We start from the raw sequence: 1190 nt of genomic DNA on the forward strand, positions 1-1190 counted from the left end.
GCCGAGAGCGCCAGCAGCCAGCGGTGGTCGGGGCCGAGTCCGGCGTACTGGGCGAGGAGGAGAGTCCCGGGCTGACGGCCCGCGACGGACTGGGCCGCCCGCTCCCCGAACTCGCCCGCACCGGAACGGCGTCGACGGCCTGGACGGCCTGGACCGGGGCCGCCGCCGGAGCGCTTCTGCTGGCCGGGGCCGCCCTGCTGCGGTACGCCCACCGGGCCCGCCGCGCGGGGGGCTGAGCCGGAGGACCGGCGGAGCGGGCGCGCGCCCGGTTCGGGAGCGATCGGGCCCGAATCCCCGCCCGCCGGTGCCCGGACCCGCGTACCGCGAGCCCGAATCCGTCCTCCCGTCGAGGCGTTCACGTACGTCTGCCACCATCGGGCGGTGGACTACCCGAACGACCAGGCACCTGGCGCACCGATCCGCTCCGGCATCCCCGAGCACGGCCGTATCCCGAAGTACTACGCCGTCAAGGCCCGCATCGCGGTCCTGCTGGACGAGTTGGGCGAGGGCGGACTCCTGCCCACCGAGCGGGAGCTCGCCCAGGTGCACGAGGTCTCGCGCGAGACCGTCCGCCAGGCCCTGCGCGAACTCCTCCTGGAGGGGCGGCTGCGCCGGCGGGGGCGCGGCACCGTCGTCGCCGGGCCCAAGCTGGAGCAGCCGCTCTCGCTGGCCAGCTACACCGAAGGCGTCCGCCGCCAGGGTCGGCGGCCCGGCCGTCACCTCATCGGCCTGGACCGGTTTCCCTGCCCCGAGGCGCTCGCCGCCGAGATCGCCGTCGAGCGGGGTGAGCCGGTCTGGCACCTGGAGCGGGTGCTGCTCGCCGACGACGAACGCGTCGGCCTGGAGAGCACGTACGTCGGCGTCGCCCGCGTCCCGGACCTGGACACGGAGTTCGACCCGGACTCCTCCTTCTACGCCTACCTCCGCGACCGCCTCCAGATCGTCTTCGGCGACGCCGACGAGCGCATCGAGACCGTGCTCGCGACCCCCCGCGAGGCCCTGCTCATCGGCACCCCGCCCGCCCTGCCGATGCTCCTGATCCACCGCCTCTCCCGGGACGCCGGCGGCCGGCCGCTGGAGCGGGTGCGAACGCTGTTCCGGGGCGACCGGTTCTCCTTCTCCGCGCACCTGAGCGGAGAAGGCTGAGAGCTGAGGGTCGAGAGCTGCGAGGGGCGGCAGGGGACGGGGAG

The 1190-nt window shown here is 75.3% G+C and carries 2 protein-coding genes; both read left to right on the top strand.

The window, feature by feature from the left end:
• A partial coding sequence (locus tag JS521_RS35755) for an LPXTG cell wall anchor domain-containing protein (protein ID WP_205087004.1) occupies positions 1-236 on the top strand: 236 nt, incomplete at its 5' end.
• 145 nt (positions 237-381) lie between these two features.
• A complete protein-coding gene (locus JS521_RS35760; protein WP_205087005.1) occupies positions 382-1146 on the top strand; it encodes a GntR family transcriptional regulator in 765 nt (254 codons plus the stop codon).
• Positions 1147-1190: the final 44 nt, after the last annotated feature.

The sequence above is a fragment of the Streptomyces durocortorensis genome (assembly GCF_016901035.1).
In the GTDB taxonomy this organism is placed as follows: Bacteria; Actinomycetota; Actinomycetes; order Streptomycetales; family Streptomycetaceae; genus Streptomyces; species Streptomyces durocortorensis.